Source organism: Phycisphaeraceae bacterium, assembly GCA_015709595.1.
GTDB lineage: Bacteria > Planctomycetota > Phycisphaerae > Phycisphaerales > SM1A02 > CAADGA01.
Genome location: CP054178.1, coordinates 3,727,656 through 3,743,603, shown reverse-complemented (window position 1 = coordinate 3,743,603; position 15,948 = coordinate 3,727,656). Strand labels below are relative to the sequence as shown.

Here is a 15,948-nt window from a genome sequence, read left to right as displayed (position 1 = left end):
ACGCCGCGGGCCACTTCCGTGCCGACCGTGCGAGCACACGAGAACGGCGAGGATAACCCAAGCGATCATGTCGTGGCGTGACCGCAATTCTTTGAGATGCCTGTGAACAGCGCCTGGGTGAGTGCGCACGGCTCACAGAGCCGTGGCACCCGAGATGGCGCACGGCTCACAGAGTCGTGGCACCCGAGATGGCGCACGGCTCATAGAGCCGTGGCACACGTGGACGAACCTCATTACACCCCCGGCCGCTTGTCCCACACGCCCAACTCGCGCTCCAGCGCCATGCCGATCGAGCAGATGGTCCCCTCGTCGAACAGCCGCCCCCAGATCGTGAACCCGTGGGGCGTGCCGTTGTCGTAGAAGCCCGAACGGATCGTCAATGACGGGTGGCCCGTGTTGTTGGTGATCAGCAGCATGTCGCCCGCGAAACTGGGGCCGATCATGGCGTCGAGCCGGTTTGTCTCCCACAGGTCGTGCATGACCTGCATGACCTTGCGGCGCAGACGATCCGCCTGCACCAGTTCGATGGCGGGGATGAACCGCGCCTGGCGGAAGGTGTTGGGCCACGCCTGCGGGGCCTGCCACGTCAGCTCATCGTCGCGGTTGCTCAGCGTCAGTTCCTCGAACGCGCTGGCCGCCTCGACGGTGAGAATCGTCCGCAGCGCACCGTAGGGCAGTTCCGGCAACTTCACATCCACGATCTCCAGCCCCAGTTCGCGCGCGATCTCCAGCATGCGACGATCCAGCGGCTGCACGCGCTGACCCTCGAACCAGCGCATGTCGCAGCCCACGCGCAGCCCCTTGATTGGCCGGGTTGCGTCGAAGGAGTACGGCATGGCGAGGGATGATGCATCGCCCGCATCGAACCCGTTGATGGCGTCCAGCACCAGGGCGCAATCCTCCACAGTGCGGCAGATCGGCCCGATCTTGTCCAGCGACCAGCACAGGGCCATCGCGCCGGTGCGCGGCACCCTTCCGAACGTGGGGCGCAGCCCCGTTGTGCCGCAGCGCATGGAGGGCGAGACGATCGAGCCCAGCGTCTCGGTGCCGATGGAGAAGCCGACCAGCCCCGCCGCGGTGGCGGACGCCGAGCCAGCGCTGGAGCCGCTGGAGCCCTGCTCCAGGTTCCACGGGTTGTTGGTGCGCCCGCCGTGCCAGATGTCGCCGTACGCCAGCGCGCCGAGCGTGAGCTTGGCGACCAGCACCGCGCCGGCGTCATGGAGCATCCGCACCACCGCGGCGTCCGCGTCTGGCACGCGGTCCTTGTACGGCTCAGCGCCCCACGTGGTGGGCACCCCCCTGGTGTCGAGCAAGTCCTTCGCGCCCCACGGAATGCCGTGCAGCGGACCGCGATACTTGCCCGCGGCGATTTCCGCGTCGGCCTGCCTGGCCTGCGCGAGCGCGGCGTCCTCCATCAGCGTCACCACGCACTGAAGTTTCGGCCCGATCTCCCTGAGCCGGTGCAGGTAGATGCGCGTGAGCTTCTCGCTGGTCAGTTCGCGGCGTTCGATCCAGCGCGAGAGTTTCGTGACCGGGGCGTAGGCGATGTTTTCACCGCTGGTGGGGGGGTGACCCGCGTCGTCGGGCGAACGCACCAGCCGGGCCAGCCCGCGGTCGTACGACACGCCGGGCAGACGCGGGTCGAACGTGGTGGCGGGGGCGAGGTCGTTGGGCAGGGGCGTCTGCCGGCGGCGGATGTACCCCGCCACGTCGCGCCCGATGCCCCGCAGGATCATCTCTCGCTCGGCGTCGGTGTATTCCACGCCCGCGAGTTTTTCCGCCTCGACGATTGTCTCGCGCGTGATGGCGGGCCGGCCCGTGGCCTGATCAGGCGGGTCCTGCGTCATGGGGGAGGCGGCGGCCTCGATCGCGCGAGGCGACAACGCCCCTCCAGCGGGCGCGCCCGCGGCCGCCGCGGCGATGACGGAGCCGCCCGCGACGAGGAACTCACGGCGCGTGGGAGTGGACGACGCCGCGGGTACGGTAGTGGGGGAGTGGGTCATGGGGGTGTCTCGGTCGAGTCGAATCACACCTGAAGTTGCTTCCGCAGGCAGCGGATCGAGGGGCGCGCCGACCACTCCGGCGCGGTCGACCGCCGTCTTCATCCTACCAGATGTTGCGGCAGCTACTTCCGATCCTGACCAACCATGTCGATCACGACCGGATAGTGATCGGCCGCATACCCCGGCGGGTGGGGGTCGGTGCGCCAGTTCCAGGTGGGCGGCGGGTTGTAGGTGCCCACCACGTGGGCGCTGCCCACCACGTATTCGCGCAGCGCCGCGCTGTTGAGCAGGATGTAATCCAGCACTCGATCGGTGCGGTGAGTCTTGTGCTGCAGCGATTCGTCGCCCCGTGTGGCGCGGTGGGCCAGCACGTCCACCAGCCCCGCCTCGAGGTACACGCGGAGCGACTTGTCCCACGGGGCGGCGTTGAAGTCCCCCAGCACCATGATGTTCCGTGACGGATCGCGGGCCTCCTCGCGCCGGAGCCACTCCACGATTCGCAGCGCCTCCAGTTCGCGCTTCCAGGCGAAGTTGCCCGCCTTGTGGTGAACGACGAACATGGTGAACTCGTATCCGCCCGACGTGCGGATCTCCACCATGATCGGGCTGCGCTGAATGGTCATCTCCGAGGGATCGATGACGCGGGGCATGGGCGTCCAGCCCAGTCCGGGGCGCTCGAGGTCGTCCAATGGCGCGTTGGGCCAGACCTTGGCCGAGACGATCTCGAAGCGGCTGAGGACGCCCTGCTCCACGCCCCGGTAATAGCCCACGTCGATGGCCGCCGCGTGCTCGTAGCCCATGTCCGCCAGATACGTGTCGCGGAACCAGCGCAGGGCGTCGAGCGACTCGATCTCCACCAGCGCGATCACGTCCGCATCGAGGCGGCGGATCACGTCGGCCACGGCCTTGGCGCGCTCCGGCGTGATTCCCAGATCCTTGTCGTCGAACTCACCCGACAGGTCCGGGTCGTCCACGTGATCAAAAAGATTCTCGACGTTGTAGGTGGCGATGCGGATGGCGCCCGGGGTGCGCGGCCTGGGTTCGCGCAGTCCGAACGTGATGTCGTCCGGAGGCGCTGGCTCCGTGACCGATGCGGTGGACGGCGGTTCCTGGCCCCGTGACCACGGCGCGACGGAAAGGCCGCAGAGCATCGCGACCGCGACGATGAAACGCGCCAGCAGACCGGCGGATGGGTGGGCGGATGGGTGCTTGGAGGGCATGAACGATCGTACCGGGCCGCCGCCGGCGGGTCAGCCCGGTAATCACATGGGTTGCGGGCCATGCCGGGTGGTGTGACGAATGCAATGGCCTGAACAGGCGGGAATCGAGCGCCCTGCTTCGTCCCGTGCGGCGTGTTTGACATGCTTGATCATCGGGTGGCCGTGGAGGCGCGGCGGCGCGACCATGCCGGACGAACCGCTTCCAACCCGACCGCGGTGTAACACGAGCCATGCCGACGGTGCGGCTATCGCGCGGCCATCCAGGCCGCGATTCATGGTCACGCTGGGCGTGGCGCTGGGGATCGTCATGGGCGTGGCGAGCGGGTGCGTGATGTCGCCGGGACGCCGGCATTACACCGAGCATCGAACCCATCGACTGGAGCCATCGCCCAACCGTCAGGACGAGGTGAGCATCGCCTTCGGCTTCGATCGCGCTTCGCCCGCCCGACCCGCCGCGCCGACCACGGCGGTGGCGACGGTGACGGATCGGTGACGAGGCGGCGCGTGTGAAACCCGGCCGCGAGTCGACTGTGTAGGACTCGACTCGCGGCCGGTGTGCGATGCTTCGACGCGATCGGATCGGCGCGGTCGGTTGCCGCCTATGGCTGCGACTTGAGGATGACGAAGCGTCGAAGCCCGTCGCTGAGCACGGTCAACCGGACGCCCTTCTCGAGGTCGCCCCGTTCGAGCTGTCGCCGCACCTGTTCGGGCGACTCCACCGGCTCGCCGTTGACCTCGACGATCACGTCGCGTGCTCGCAGCCCCGCCCTGCCCGCGGGGCTGAGCGGATCAACCTGCGTGATGACCACGCCCCGCGTGGATCGGTCGAGATTGAGCTGACGAGCCAGGTCGCGCGAGAGCGGTTCGAGCGCCATGCCCAGGTCGTCGCTGGTCGAGGGCTGACCGGCGGGTCGGGCGGCCAGATCCGCGGGCTGCTCGCCGATCTCGACCTTCAGCGTGCGCGTTCGCCCGTCGCGGAAGATGGTGAGTTCGGCGTTCGCGCCCGGCTTGAGCAGGGCCACTTCATTGCGAAGGCGCTCGACGGAAGCGACGGGTCGCCCGTTGATGGCGGTGATGATGTCGCCCGGCTGCACACCGGCCTTTTCCGCCGGGCTGCCCCGGTTCACATCGCCCACCAGCGCGCCGTCGGCGCCGTCATAGTTGAACGAGGCGGCCAGATCCTCATCGAGATTCTGAATGGCCACACCCAGCCACCCACGCACCACCTTGCCGTCGCGGATCAGTTCATCCATGATCTGACGGGCCATGTTGACGGGGATGGCGAAGCCCACGCCCAGGTTGACCCCGGTGCGGCTGACGATGGCGGTGCTGATGCCCACCACCTCGCCCTTGAGGTTGACCAGCGGCCCGCCGCTGTTGCCGGGGTTGATGGCCGCGTCGGTCTGGATGAAGTCCTCGTAGTCGGCGATGCCCATGCGCGACCGGCCCACCGCGCTGACGATGCCGGCGGTGATCGACGAGTTCAGTCCGAAGGGGCTGCCCGCCGCCACCACCCACTGGCCGACGCGCAGCGCGTCGGAATCGCCGAGCACGGCGGGAGTGAGCGACTCATCCGCGTTGATCTGGATCACGGCGAGATCGGTCTTGGGGTCCGTGCCGATCACCCGGGCGGCGTAGCGGCGCTCGTTCTGCAGCGTGACGGTGACTTCATCGGCCCCGGCCACGACGTGGTTGTTGGTGAGGATGTACCCGTCGCGGCTGACGATGACGCCGGATCCCTGCCCCTGCTGCACGAAGGGTTGCGTGGGCTGCTGAGGCGCCTCGAAGAACCGGAAGCCGAAGCGCTCGAAGGGATTCTCACCGCCGAAGAACTCGCGCAGCCGCTGGTCGTCAAGGAACGGCTGGGGCATGATGCGCTGGAACCCGCGCGTCTCCACGCGCCGTGCGGTGGTGATCGAGACGAGCGAGGGCTTGATCGACTGGGCCACTCGCTCGAAGGCAAGCGAGAGTTCGTCCGCCAGGCGCGAGTCCTGCAGCGGCGCGACGGCGCGCGGCTGAACGTCGGCCCAGGTGGTCGCCAGCGGCGCCACGAGCAGCGCCAGCCCGACGGTCGCCGCGGCGGCCGCGAGCATTGGAATCCTGCGGTTGCTGTGAATCATGGTGGTTTCTCCTCAAACGGCGCGGCGCGGCCCGCATGGGGAGCGGGCCGCACCGCCGCCGGTGGATGGGATGCACTCAGCCCTTCACCTTGATCGTGCGTCGCACGGCGGCGCCGGTCTTGGGCAGCCGCACGGCGAGGACGCCGTTGCGGTAATCGGCCGAGGCCTTGGAGGCATCGATGGTGTCGTCGAGCCCGAAGCGTCGGTGGAAGTTGCCCACCCCGTACTCCTGTCGCATCCAGCGGGAGCTCTTCGGGGTACGCGCGGGCACGGCGGCGTCGATGGTCAGCACGCCCCGCTCGACGCCCACCTGGATGCTCTCGCGGGTGCAGCCGGGCAGGTCGGCGAAGATCACGACCTCCTCCGGTCGATCAACGATGTCCACCCGGGGACGGTACGTCCACGTCGCGGAGTTCGAATCGGCGCCGTTCCTCGCGGGGGCGGTGCATGGACTGGTCTGAATGGCGTTGGCCGTGGTGGTCATATCGCACGCTCCTTTCAGTCGTGTCGTCAGGCGAATGAATGACGTGTGCCGCGTCCAGGCGCGAGCCGCCCGGTCACGAGGCGGGCAGGGCCTTCACCTCGATGCGCCGGGTCTGGTACGGCTCGGCCTTGGGCAGCGAGATCATGAGCACCCCGTCGCGCAGCGTGGCCTCCACGCTGTCCACGTTGACGGGCGTCGGCAGCGAAATGGTGCGGCTGAACTCACCGACCGGGCGCTCACGACGCAGCGCCGTACCATCCTCGGGAATCTCGAACCGATGCGCGCCGCGGATGGTCAGCTCCTCCGCCGTCGCCGAGATGTCCACCTGATCGATCGACAGGCCGGGAACTTCGGCTTCGACGTGGATCTTCGACTCGTCCTCCCACACGTTCAGGGCGGGATAGGCCTGCGACGGGGCGAACACCGGCGCCGCCATGTCCTGCTGCCACGAAGTCAGCCGGTCGAAGAGCCGGTCCATCTCATGGGCCAGCGCGTCGAATGAAGTGCCGTTCATCAGCGTTCGAACGAACATCGTGCATCCTCCTTTCGATCTGTTCAACGAACGATGAAATTGGCCCCGGATACGATCCGGGTTCCGACGAATGGCACGATGCAAGGATCGTGCCAGTTCCAGGTTCGCTACGACAAGGCGGCGGTGCGGGTTCGCGCTGTCGAAATCCCCGGCGTTCGACGCGACGGCTGCCAAAATGGCAATCGGAACAGGGGGCGCCCTGAACGCAATGCTTCCGGATTCCACACCCCATGACGGCGCGCGGGTTATCTCGATCGAATACACTGCGACGGTCGAGAAATGGTCAACGATCCATGCAGCGACACTTCTCCCGCCGCCAACTTCTTCGAGACTCCGCCGCCCTCGCCCTGGGGCTGTCCGGCTTGCGCACGCTGGTCTCGCGCCTGTCGATTGAGGGGCTGGTCCCGCAGGAAGGCCCGCCCGGCTACGGTCCGCTGATCGCCGACCCGCGCGGCGTGCTCAACCTGCCCAAGGGATTCTCGTACTCCGTTTTCTCCAAGACGGGCGAGCGCATGGATGACGGCCTGTACGTGCCCGCCGCGCACGACGGCATGGCCGCCTTCCCCGGCCCGGACGGGCTGACGCTTCTCGTGCGCAACCACGAGGCGCCCGCCGCGCTGCCCCGGTACGGCCCGTTCGGGTGGAGCAACGAACTCTTCGCCTCCTTCGACAGACGCCGCATGTACGACGCGGGCTACGGCCGCACCCCCTGCGCCGGGGGCACGACGACTCTGGTGTACGACACACGCTCGCAGACGCTGAAGCGGCACTCCCTCAGTTTGGCCGGCACGGCGGTCAACTGCGCGGGCGGTCCCACGCCGTGGGGATCGTGGATCACCTGCGAGGAGACCGAGCAGCAGGCCGACGGCACGTACGAGAAGAGCCACGGCTACAACTTCGAGGTGCCCGCCAGCGCGGAGATCGCGCTCGCCGAGCCGATTCCGCTCATCGCGATGGGCCGCTTCAAGCACGAGGCGGTCGCCGTGCATCCGCCCACCGGCATCATCTACCAGACCGAGGACCAGCACGAGGGGCTGATCTACCGCTTCATCCCCGCCGTGCCGGGCGAGTTGCGACAGGGCGGGCGGCTTCAGGCCCTGATGGTGCGCGACCGGCCCGGGCTGGACACGCGCAACTGGCCCGGCGATGACGAGTCGGTCGCCCAACCGACGATCTTTCCCGGCGAATCCCACGCCGTGCGCTGGATCGACCTGGAGGAGATCGACTCGCCGAAGAATGACCTGCGTCTGCGCGGCCGCGCCGCCGGGGCGGCGTGCTTCGCGCGGGGCGAGGGCATGTGGCTGGGGCGTGACGGCGTGTATTTCGCCTGCACCAACGGCGGGCCGAAGATGCTCGGGCAGATCTGGAAGTACACGCCCAGTCCGGTGGAAGGCACGCCCGAAGAGAACGACCAGCCAGGCCGTCTGGAACTGTTCATCGAATCCGACGACAAGTCGCTGCTGGAGAACTGCGACAACCTGACCGTCGCACCCTGGGGCGACCTGGTGATCGCCGAGGATTCCCCCGGCACCGATCGGCTGCTGGGCATCACGCCCGAAGGCGTGTGCTACGAAGTGGCCAAGTGCGTGCTGAATGACTCGGAGATGGCCGGCCCGTGTTTTTCGCCCGATGGCTCGACGCTGTTCGTGAACATTCAGACGCCGGGTCTGACGCTGGCGATCACGGGTCCGTGGGGGAGGCGGATCGACTGACCAACTTCGCGTGGTTCTCGATGGAGCACGCCGACACTGTCCCAGAGTACACTCGATTCCTCTCGGACCTGTTGTTTCTGTCTGTTTGAGGGCACGCCTCGCCCATCGGGGAGCGCGCGGTGATCAAGTACATCGGCTCCAAACGAACCCTGATCCCCACCATCCTCGATGCGGTGCGGCGGGCGTCCAATGCGCGCTCCGTCATCGACCTGTTCTCCGGCACCTCGGAGGAATGACACGACGCATGCCGAACGTCGTACGCTGTTCAAGCGTTTGTAGTCGAAGTGATCTCACCTGCTTGCGAGAAGTTCCCGTGTGAGGCTCTTGCTGACGTCCCACATGAGCCGGGCATCTTGCTCAGCAAGTACGACTTGCTGCGTGTATTCGGCCTGTGGGTGAATGAAGTTGCGGTAATCACGAAGGACAACGCCCACGCGCTTCGCGGCATCCCCAATCCATCCAAGCTCGTTACCGACCTCAATGTAGTGGTTGAGCGTCCACTCCTGTAGAGGAAGCGTCTTTCCCTTGAACTGCGGTGCCCGCGATGCTCTGATGAGCGGCGACTTGTCTGTGAGGCGGTTCTGCTTCGACACAAACAACGACTCGAGCAGACCACCCATCATCACGACTGCGGCGAGATTGGCCCCAGCCTGCAGGCAACAGACGCATTCGGCCCAGCGTCTCTCCATGATCTGCTGCATGCGGGGATCAGACGCCAGCGATGCGAAGCTCGGCGGCGCGTCACTGGTAGGCTGGATCGACGCGGCGGGCTGTGCGACAGCGGGCAGCGATTCACGGAGCTTGAGCAATGCCGTTCGGGCAGCCTTGAGGCACGACTTATAGGTAGATCGTGCTGCTGCCTTTGCGGTGCTGTCGAACACCTTCTTGAGAGGTGCATCCACGGCTTCAAGCATGGCGGCGTCGGCGTATGAGTTGACGACTGGGCGGATCTTCTGAAACCACACCTGCGCAACCGTGCGGAAGTGGTCTCTTTCTTCAGCCGAAGTGACCTGTTTGGAAGAGCTCCGAGTGACTACCTTGCGGGCCTGAGCCACGGCTTTGATGGCGTCATCGATGTGGGCGTGCAGGTCCAATGGTTGCTCAGCCGCGGCCCGACCTGCGGGCCTTCTTCGCCGCCTTCTTTCCAAGCTTCTTACGCGAGCCGCGGCCCGACACCCCACCGTTCTCGCCGGTGCCTGGTAGTGTCATTGCAACCAAGTTCTCGCCGACGGTGTTGATCGTGAACGCACCTCGGTCAGCACGGTCGAGGTATCCTTGCGCGACCGCGTTGTTCAAAGTCGCTCTTGGGTTCGTCAACCGATCTCGCCCAGCCCGACGGGTTGCCTCCTGCAAGAACTCCGGAGTGATCGAGTTGCATCGTTGTTCTGTGGGTGCCTCGAAGCGGTAGTAGTAAGCGACGGTTGCAGCGAACTGCATATCGCTCTTGGGCTGCTTCGCCTGCACAAACGAGCGGATGTCCTGCGCTCGCACAGTTGCCCCATACGATTCCGGGGTGCGTACTCCGGCTTCGGATGAGTGATGAAGCGCTGGCTGAGCGTCGGATGTCTTCGCGGATAGCGGGATGCCGAGGCTCTCGGCCACCCATCGCAGCACGCGCTCCTGATCGGGCTTCTCCATCCCCTTGATGGTGTCAGAAACCGTCTTTGCCGCGTCGAACACTGTTGGCTTGCTCTCTTGATGGGAACCCGACATTCTGAGCCTCCTGTTCAACTTCCGACGGGCTCGGTGCGTTGTGGAGATTATACCACCGTTAGGGCGTCTACCTATAGGCCCTATGGGCGGTGTTGCCCCCACAGGTTGGGATCGCTGGGCTCCGGCACTATGCACCTGTGACGCGATCGCATACACTGCCACTCACGCGATGCCCAGGCTTGCAGTTCGGTCCCGGTGGCCCGAGCCACTGGCAAGCCGTCGCGAAGGAGGTCGCTGATGGGCATGGACAGTCGGAAGCTCTCGGCCCGGCTCAAGCAGCCGGGCCACGACCAGACGTACCGGGCGTCAGAGGGCAACTTCTCCGCCTTCCTGCGCGACGTGCTGAACCCGGATCTGTTCGAGGTGACCGACAAGCCCGCCGACCTCCGGAAGATGCTGCCACCCACGGCCGAGGACGGGGACGGCAAGTCCTACGGCGTCGTCCCGGAGGTCAGCATCATGTGCAAGTCGACGAGGCGCAAGCTCTACTTCGAGGTGAAGAAGCAGGGCCCAGCGGGCAACGCAGACGAGCGTGCCTGCAAGCACCACACGGTGCAGTTCCAGAAGCGGCTCCGCGAGTTCACCGGCTTCCAGTACCACTCCTTCATTACGATCATGTGCGAGTCGCTGGCGACGCTCCCTCGGTACGTTACGAAGCACCCGTACTACTTCGAGCCTGACAACTACTTCTGCTGGTGCGACTACAGCGACACGGCCGCGCTCAGGGCCTTCCTTGAGCGTGTGATCCGAAGGACGATCCTCGACGACCAGAGTGCGCAGGTGTTCCGGGCTCACGGCAGCCCGGGCAGCGGCGGCGCGAGATGACGCCTATGCCTTACTGCCCAGCAAGCCCCTACACCCGGAGCGATTCGTGATCAAGTACATCGGTTCAAAGCGCACCCTGATCCCCACCATCCTCGATGCGGTGCGGCGGGCGTCCAATGCGCGCTCCGTCATCGACCTGTTCTCCGGCACCTCGCGCGTCGGTCACGCGCTCAAGGCCGCCGGGTACCGCGTGCTCTCGAACGATCACAACGCCTACGCCGCAACACTGGCGCGGTGCTACGTCCAGGCAGACGCGGAGGATGTGCTGGACGACGCCAGGAAACTCGTCCGCGAGTTCAACGTGATCGCTGGGGGGAAGGGCGAGCCGGGGTACTTCACCGAGACGTTCTGTGTGAAGTCCCGCTTCTTCCAGCCGAAGAACGGAGCGCGCATCGATGCGATCCGCGAGGCGATCGCGGCCAAGGGGCTTGAACCGGAACTCGAAGCGGTGATGCTCGTCTCCCTGATGGAGGCCGCGGACCGCGTGGACTCCACGACCGGCCTGCAGATGGCGTACCTCAAGACATGGGCGCCGCGCGCCCACAACGACCTGGAGTTGCGCGTCCCCCACGTGCTGCCTCGCGCCAGGCACGGCAAGGGGCAGGCGACGTGCCTGGAGGCGCTGGAAGCGGCCGCCACGCTCGAAGCCGATGTGGCGTACATCGACCCGCCCTACAACCAGCACTCGTACCTGGGCAACTACCACATCTGGGAATCGCTGGTGCGCTGGGACAAGCCGCAGGTCTACGGCATCGCCTGCAAGCGCGTCGACTGCAGGCAGCGACAGAGCATCTTCAACTCGCGGCCGCGATTCGCGGACGCGATGCGGAAGCTCCTCTCCGCCGTCCGCGCCCCGGTGCTGGTCGTGTCGTTCAACAACGAGGGCTATCTGCAGCGCGAGGACATGGAATCCATGCTCGCGGCCTTGTGGGACGGCGAGGGAAAGGTCACAACCATTGAGAACGACTTCAAGCGGTACGTCGGCGCGCAGATCGGCATCTACAACCCGCAGGGGGAGAAGGTCGGCGCCGTCAGCCACCTGGCGAACAAGGAGTACATCTACGTCGTCTCGCGCGAGTGTCTTGCCGAACGGCTCGCCCCGATCCGGGCGAAGCGGACCGAGCAGCCGGGTCTGTTTGTCTGAATGCGGGCGACACGGTGATCGTGGGGGTTCCCCCCGCTGCGGACCGGTTGCCGGGCGTCACGCCCGCTCAACCAGCATGCTGACGCTGTTGCCGCCGCCCAGGCAGAGCGACGCCACGCCGCGCTGGCCGCCCGTGCGGGCGAGTTGATGCAGCAAAGTCGTCAGGACCCGCGCGCCCGAGCCGCCGATGGGGTGGCCCAGGGCGATGCCGCCGCCGCAGATGTTGAGCCGCTCCTCGGGGATACCCAGCTCGCCCACGTTGGCCAGCACCTGCGAGGCGAAGGCCTCGTTCAGTTCAAACAGGTCGATGTCCTTCACCGCCAGATTGTTGCGCTTGAGCATCGCGGCGATGCCCAGCGCGGGGGCGTCGAAGATGTCCTTGGGCGCCACGCCCGAGGTGTAGTAGTCCACGATGCGCGCCAGGGGTTTCGCGCCCAGTTGCCTGGCCTTCTCCTCGCTGGCGACGACCACAGCGGCCGCGCCGTCGGAAATCTGCGAGGCGTTGCCCGCGGTGATGAACTCGTGGCCCGGCACGGGACGGAGTTTCGCCAGCCCCTCGGCGGTCGAGTCGCTCCGGATGCCTTCATCCACGCTGAGGCCGCCTTCCGGCCCCGGCGCTTTGCGGTTGCCGATCTGCTCGCCGGTCAGAGGGACGATTTCCGACTTGAACCATCCTTCCGCCGTGGCCCTGGCGGCTCGCTGGTGGCTTTGGGCGCTGAAGCGGTCAAGGTTCTCGCGCTTCAGCCCGTGCTTCTTCGCGGTGTGGTCGGCGGCGTTGGTCATGCCCCAGCACTCGATGGCGCAGGTCAGCCCGTCGAACTGCATGTGATCCCTGAACTCCATCGGTCCGAACTTTGTCCCGCCGCGCAGGTAGGCGAAGTGGGGGGCGAGGGTCATGTTCTCGAAGCCGCCCGCGACCACGAGATGGTTGTCTCCCGCCTTGATTGATTGCGCCGCCAGCATGACGGCCTGCAGGCCCGATCCGCACACCTTGTTGATCGTCTGGGCGCTCAGCGAGTGGGGCAACCCGGCCTTCAGACCCGCCTGGCGGGCGGGGTTCTGGCCCAGCCCCGCCTGAAGCACGCAGCCCATGATGCACTCATTGACGTGATCCGCCGCGCCGGGGACAGCGTCCAGCACCGCCCTGATGGCGTACGCCCCCAGCACCGGCGACGGCGTGTTCGAATACGCGCCAAGGAAGCGGCCGATGGGCGTGCGTCGAGCGGCGAGGATCACGGGGTGCGGCATCGGTGATTACTCCGTTCAGTCGAGTACCGATCGTAGGAGCGGACCCCGGACTGGTCACGATGAGCGTCGGCCGCTTCCGCACCGATCCCCGGGCTGTCAGTCTGCTCCGGCACTCCTACGCTCATCCCATGATGCCGACGATCACTGAGACGCCCGTCACATCCGAAGCCGACCACGCCGTCACCCGGCCTCGATTCACGCGCGACAACCTCGCCACGCTTCAGGGCCACATTCTCGCCGAGGAGGAGAAGCACCCGCAGGCCAAGGGCGACCTGTCGTGGATTCTCTCCGCCATGTCGCTCGCCGCCAAGACCATCGCCAACAAGGTCCGGCGGGCGCGCATCGAGGACGTGCTCGGCGATCACGGCGAAGCCAACATCCACGGCGAGGGGCAGCAGAAACTCGATGTCATCGCCAACGAGATTCTCCTGCGCTGTCTCGGCGCGCGCCCCAGCGTGGCGGTGGTGGCGTCGGAGGAGGATGAGGAGCCGACCATCATCCGCCGCGGGCACGAGGGCGGAAAGTACTGCGTGATCTTCGACCCGCTCGATGGCTCGTCCAACCTCGATGTCTGCGTCAGCGTGGGCACCATCTTCTCGATCCTGCGCAACGACCCGACCATTCCGGGCGCGGTGGAGACCCTCTGCCAGCCCGGTTCGCGCCAGGTGGCGGCGGGGTACATCCTCTACGGCTCCTCCACCGTCTTCGTGCTCACCACCGGGTCGGGTGTGGACATGTTCGTGCTTGACCAGGCCATCGGGTCGTTCGTGCTGGTCAAGCGGAACATCAGCATTCCGCGATCCGGCGCCACCTACTCGGTCAACGAGGGCTACCGCGATACCTTCCCCGAGGGCTACACCCGCTACCTCGACTGGGCGCACCGTCAGGGTTATTCGCTGCGCTACATCGGGTCGATGGTGGCGGATGTCCACCGCACGCTGATGAAGGGCGGCGTCTTCCTGTACCCGCCCACGAAGAAGAACCCCGAAGGCAAACTGCGCCTGATGTACGAGGCCAACCCCATGGCCATGATCATCGAGCAGGCGGGGGGCAGAGCCGTGACGGGTTCCGCCGGTCCTGAACCCTCTTCTTCCGGGGGCGGGAGAGGGCAGGGTGAGGGTCCATCACCCGATCGCATCCTCGACATCGTTCCCACCAGCATCCACCAGCGGACGCCACTGGTCATCGGCTCGCCCGACGAGGTTGACGCCGTGCTTCGTCATCTGTGATCCCGTCAACCGCTGAGAGTTGTCCAAGCCCGACACCGCGCCATGCCCCTTACGCCCTACACCCGCGAAACCATCGAGAACTGGGTCGGGGACTTCTGTCACTCCGATCGACTGCGACAGGTCCACCCGGCAGTCCGCGAGTATGCGGCCGCCGTGCTGGTCGAGTTCCTCTCTCACGCGGTCAAGGCGGCCGGCGCACGAATGGGAGAACAGAATCCCCAGCCCGGCGATGTCGAGGAGCCGGACCTCAGGACCGCGCTGCTGGATCGCGTCGCCCGCCTCGACCTGCCCGAGACAGCCCGCCCTCATGTGCCCGCGCTGGGCGCTCTGTTCCTCGCCGGGCTGGAAGAGGATGGCCGCCTCAGCGGCGGACGCATGCTCGGCGTGTTCATCCGCGCGCTGCGCGAATCCTTCGAGCGGGCCGCGTCCGGCAAGGGCGAAACCTACACACGCCCAGGCAGCAAGATCGGCCGCAACGACCCCTGCCCGTGCGGCAGTGGACGCAAGTACAAGGCGTGCTGTCTCAGGGGGTGAGCGGCTGAGGCGAACTGCCGGGGCCGGACGTGGCAGGGTGACGTGATGCCCGCGATGCCCACCCCCGTCGCCCACGTTGACTTCGCGGTCAGGCGCCGCGGATCGCTCGACGGGCGCCGAACCATCGACGCCCCAGCCACAGCGAGACGCTCACCAGCCCGATCAGCACCGGCACCTCGACCAGTGGACCGATGACCGTGGCGAAAGCCATGCCCGAGGTGATGCCGAAGACCGAGATCGCCACCGCGATGGCCAGCTCGAAGTTGTTGCCGCTGGCGGTGAACGCCAGTGTCGCCGAGCGCTCATAGTCCGCCCCGACGCGGCGGGCCATGAAGAACGACGCGAAGAACATGATGATGAAGTAAAGCACGAGCGGCACCGCGATCCGCAGGATGTCCAGCGGTGATTCCACGATCCGATCCCCCTGCAGTCCGAACATCACCACGATGGTGAAGAGCAGCGCCACCAGCGTGATGGGCGAGATTCGAGGAAGAAATGTCCCGGTGTACCAGGCGTCGCCCTTGGTCGCCCGCAGAATCAGCCGCGTGATCATGCCGCCGAAGAAGGGGATGCCCAGGTAGATCATCACGCTGGCGAAGATGCTCGCCATGCTCACCTCGACGACCGCGCCTTCCAGGCCGATCAGCGGCGGCAGCCAGGTCATGAAGACCCACGCGTACAGCCCGAAGAACAGGACTTGGAAGATGCTGTTGAACGCCACCAGTCCCGCAGCGTACTCGGCGCTGCCCCTGGCCAGGTCGTTCCATACCAGCACCATGGCGATGCATCGCGCCAGCCCCACCATGATCAGGCCGAGCATGTAGTCGGGCTTGTCGTGCAGAAAGATGGCCGCGAGCACGAACATCAGAACCGGACCGACGATCCAGTTCTGGATCAGCGAGAGCACGAGCACCTTCCAGTCGCGGAAGATCGTCGGCAGTTCCTCGTATCGCACCTTCGCCAGCGGCGGGTACATCATGAGGATCAGCCCGATCGCGATGGGGATGTTGGTCGTGCCGACCGATACGCGATCGAGCACTTCCGCCATGCCGGGCGCCAGGCGCCCAAGCGCCACGCCCGACGCCATCGCCAGGAAGATCCACAGGGTGAGGTATCGGTCGAGGAAGGAGAGGCGACCGTTGCGACAGGGTGGACATTCGGCGATGGCGTCGGGCATGTTGCGG

15 protein-coding genes and 1 pseudogene are annotated in these 15,948 nt (G+C 66.4%); 7 read left to right on the top strand and 9 right to left on the bottom strand.

Annotation, left to right across the window (positions count from 1 at the left end):
- Positions 1-233: 233 nt before the first annotated feature.
- Positions 234-2,003, bottom strand: a complete 1,770-nt coding sequence (locus HRU76_15815; GenBank protein QOJ18964.1) for an amidase — start codon at positions 2,001-2,003, stop codon at positions 234-236.
- 122 nt (positions 2,004-2,125) lie between these two features.
- Entirely contained in the window at positions 2,126-3,223 is a 1,098-nt protein-coding gene (locus HRU76_15810) for an endonuclease/exonuclease/phosphatase family protein (protein QOJ18963.1), read from the bottom strand.
- A 274-nt stretch (positions 3,224-3,497) separates the two neighbouring features.
- Between HRU76_15810 and HRU76_15805 the strand changes: the two genes are divergently transcribed.
- Positions 3,498-3,716 (top strand): hypothetical protein, encoded by a 219-nt coding sequence (locus tag HRU76_15805; protein QOJ18962.1) that lies wholly within the window; start codon positions 3,498-3,500, stop codon positions 3,714-3,716.
- Between the two features lie 106 nt (positions 3,717-3,822).
- Here HRU76_15805 and HRU76_15800 read toward each other — a convergent pair whose 3' ends face one another.
- The 3 genes from HRU76_15800 to HRU76_15790 form a co-directional block, all read right to left on the bottom strand.
- Positions 3,823-5,343: a DegQ family serine endoprotease gene (locus HRU76_15800; protein ID QOJ18961.1), complete on the bottom strand. Its 1,521-nt coding sequence runs from the start codon at positions 5,341-5,343 to the stop codon at positions 3,823-3,825.
- 76 nt (positions 5,344-5,419) lie between these two features.
- Positions 5,420-5,827 (bottom strand): Hsp20/alpha crystallin family protein, encoded by a 408-nt coding sequence (locus HRU76_15795; GenBank protein QOJ18960.1) that lies wholly within the window; start codon positions 5,825-5,827, stop codon positions 5,420-5,422.
- A gap of 73 nt (positions 5,828-5,900) precedes the next feature.
- Positions 5,901-6,359 carry an Hsp20/alpha crystallin family protein gene (locus HRU76_15790; GenBank protein ID QOJ18959.1) on the bottom strand — a complete coding sequence of 153 codons (459 nt, stop codon included), beginning with the start codon at positions 6,357-6,359 and terminating at the stop codon, positions 5,901-5,903.
- 293 nt (positions 6,360-6,652) lie between these two features.
- Between HRU76_15790 and HRU76_15785 the strand changes: the two genes are divergently transcribed.
- Positions 6,653-8,071, top strand: a complete 1,419-nt coding sequence (locus tag HRU76_15785; GenBank protein QOJ18958.1) for a DUF839 domain-containing protein — start codon at positions 6,653-6,655, stop codon at positions 8,069-8,071.
- A 119-nt stretch (positions 8,072-8,190) separates the two neighbouring features.
- Positions 8,191-8,298 (top strand): annotated as a pseudogene (locus tag HRU76_15780) (DNA adenine methylase).
- 63 nt (positions 8,299-8,361) lie between these two features.
- On the opposite strand, the gene HRU76_15775 reads toward HRU76_15780, so the two are convergent.
- Together HRU76_15775 and HRU76_15770 are read right to left on the bottom strand one after the other, a co-directional pair.
- Positions 8,362-9,165, bottom strand: a complete 804-nt coding sequence (locus tag HRU76_15775) for a hypothetical protein (GenBank protein ID QOJ18957.1) — start codon at positions 9,163-9,165, stop codon at positions 8,362-8,364.
- Positions 9,166-9,172: 7 nt separating this feature from the next.
- The gene (locus HRU76_15770) at positions 9,173-9,784 is read right to left on the bottom strand and encodes a hypothetical protein (GenBank protein QOJ18956.1); all 612 of its coding nucleotides are present in this window, start codon (positions 9,782-9,784) and stop codon (positions 9,173-9,175) included.
- A 243-nt stretch (positions 9,785-10,027) separates the two neighbouring features.
- On the opposite strand from HRU76_15770, the gene HRU76_15765 reads away from it, so the two are divergent.
- Both HRU76_15765 and HRU76_15760 read left to right on the top strand, forming a co-directional pair.
- Positions 10,028-10,609 (top strand): MunI family type II restriction endonuclease, encoded by a 582-nt coding sequence (locus HRU76_15765; protein QOJ18955.1) that lies wholly within the window; start codon positions 10,028-10,030, stop codon positions 10,607-10,609.
- Positions 10,610-10,655: 46 nt separating this feature from the next.
- Positions 10,656-11,753, top strand: coding sequence for a DNA adenine methylase (locus HRU76_15760; GenBank protein ID QOJ18954.1), 1,098 nt, complete (start codon positions 10,656-10,658; stop codon positions 11,751-11,753).
- Positions 11,754-11,810: 57 nt separating this feature from the next.
- Here the strand turns inward: HRU76_15760 and HRU76_15755 are convergent, their stop codons facing one another.
- Positions 11,811-13,001 carry a thiolase family protein gene (locus HRU76_15755; GenBank protein ID QOJ18953.1) on the bottom strand — a complete coding sequence of 397 codons (1,191 nt, stop codon included), beginning with the start codon at positions 12,999-13,001 and terminating at the stop codon, positions 11,811-11,813.
- A 131-nt stretch (positions 13,002-13,132) separates the two neighbouring features.
- Here HRU76_15755 and fbp point away from each other — a divergent pair, with 131 nt between their 5' ends.
- Both fbp and HRU76_15745 read left to right on the top strand, forming a co-directional pair.
- Positions 13,133-14,230, top strand: coding sequence for a class 1 fructose-bisphosphatase (gene fbp / locus HRU76_15750; protein QOJ19215.1), 1,098 nt, complete (start codon positions 13,133-13,135; stop codon positions 14,228-14,230).
- Positions 14,231-14,272: 42 nt separating this feature from the next.
- Positions 14,273-14,764, top strand: coding sequence for an SEC-C domain-containing protein (locus HRU76_15745; protein QOJ18952.1), 492 nt, complete (start codon positions 14,273-14,275; stop codon positions 14,762-14,764).
- An 88-nt stretch (positions 14,765-14,852) separates the two neighbouring features.
- On the opposite strand, the gene arsB is transcribed toward HRU76_15745, so the two are convergent.
- Positions 14,853-15,941, bottom strand: coding sequence for an ACR3 family arsenite efflux transporter (gene arsB, locus HRU76_15740; protein ID QOJ18951.1), 1,089 nt, complete (start codon positions 15,939-15,941; stop codon positions 14,853-14,855).
- Between the last annotated feature and the right edge of the window lie 7 nt (positions 15,942-15,948).

What these genes read in the sequence shown, in the direction of transcription:
- HRU76_15765 (QOJ18955.1), top strand. Translation starts at nt 10,028, where the DNA reads ATGGACAGTCGGAAGCTCTCGGCCCGGCTCAAGCAGCCGGGCCACGAC.
- arsB (QOJ18951.1), bottom strand. Translation starts at nt 15,941, where the DNA reads ATGCCCGACGCCATCGCCGAATGTCCACCCTGTCGCAACGGTCGCCTC.
- HRU76_15795 (QOJ18960.1), bottom strand. Translation starts at nt 5,827, where the DNA reads ATGACCACCACGGCCAACGCCATTCAGACCAGTCCATGCACCGCCCCC.
- HRU76_15800 (QOJ18961.1), bottom strand. Translation starts at nt 5,343, where the DNA reads ATGATTCACAGCAACCGCAGGATTCCAATGCTCGCGGCCGCCGCGGCG.
- HRU76_15755 (QOJ18953.1), bottom strand. Translation starts at nt 13,001, where the DNA reads ATGCCGCACCCCGTGATCCTCGCCGCTCGACGCACGCCCATCGGCCGC.
- HRU76_15790 (QOJ18959.1), bottom strand. Translation starts at nt 6,359, where the DNA reads ATGTTCGTTCGAACGCTGATGAACGGCACTTCATTCGACGCGCTGGCC.
- HRU76_15745 (QOJ18952.1), top strand. Translation starts at nt 14,273, where the DNA reads ATGCCCCTTACGCCCTACACCCGCGAAACCATCGAGAACTGGGTCGGG.
- fbp (QOJ19215.1), top strand. Translation starts at nt 13,133, where the DNA reads ATGCCGACGATCACTGAGACGCCCGTCACATCCGAAGCCGACCACGCC.
- HRU76_15815 (QOJ18964.1), bottom strand. Translation starts at nt 2,003, where the DNA reads ATGACCCACTCCCCCACTACCGTACCCGCGGCGTCGTCCACTCCCACG.
- HRU76_15770 (QOJ18956.1), bottom strand. Translation starts at nt 9,784, where the DNA reads ATGTCGGGTTCCCATCAAGAGAGCAAGCCAACAGTGTTCGACGCGGCA.
- HRU76_15805 (QOJ18962.1), top strand. Translation starts at nt 3,498, where the DNA reads ATGGTCACGCTGGGCGTGGCGCTGGGGATCGTCATGGGCGTGGCGAGC.
- HRU76_15785 (QOJ18958.1), top strand. Translation starts at nt 6,653, where the DNA reads ATGCAGCGACACTTCTCCCGCCGCCAACTTCTTCGAGACTCCGCCGCC.
- HRU76_15810 (QOJ18963.1), bottom strand. Translation starts at nt 3,223, where the DNA reads ATGCCCTCCAAGCACCCATCCGCCCACCCATCCGCCGGTCTGCTGGCG.